This window comes from Sulfitobacter sediminis, from assembly GCF_040811725.1.
In the GTDB taxonomy this organism is placed as follows: domain Bacteria; phylum Pseudomonadota; class Alphaproteobacteria; order Rhodobacterales; family Rhodobacteraceae; genus Sulfitobacter; species Sulfitobacter sediminis.
The window spans coordinates 1-326 of record NZ_JBFNXX010000122.1 but is presented as its reverse complement, the minus strand read 5'-3'; the positions used below and the strand labels follow the sequence as shown (position 1 = coordinate 326).

At 58.9% G+C, this 326-nt stretch carries 1 pseudogene; it reads left to right on the top strand.

Features of this window, described 5'->3' with window-relative positions:
* A pseudogene (locus AB2B41_RS23420) lies at positions 1–326 on the top strand (IS110 family transposase); the annotation flags it as partial.

The following is a 326-nucleotide window of genomic DNA, read 5'->3' as shown; positions in this document are numbered from 1 at the left end:
TGTCCCGTCGCACGGCGACGATCAACCAGATCCGGGCCTTTCTGATCGAACAAGGCATTACGGTTCGAAAAGGATTACGAGCCTTGAAGAGCTCGTTTTTGGCGATCCTCGAAGAAAGGCGTGATGAGATGTCGCCGCGAATGCGCACCATCCTGAGCGGCCTCTATGGTGACTGGCTGTGGCTGGACGAACGGATAGAGACCGTCTCCAAGGAGATCGAAGGCATCAGCCGTACGGATGCAAGCTGTGCCAATGCCATGACGATCCCAGGCATCGGCCCACTGATCTCGACCGCGATGGTTGCGGCCATCGGCCAGGGCGAGGCC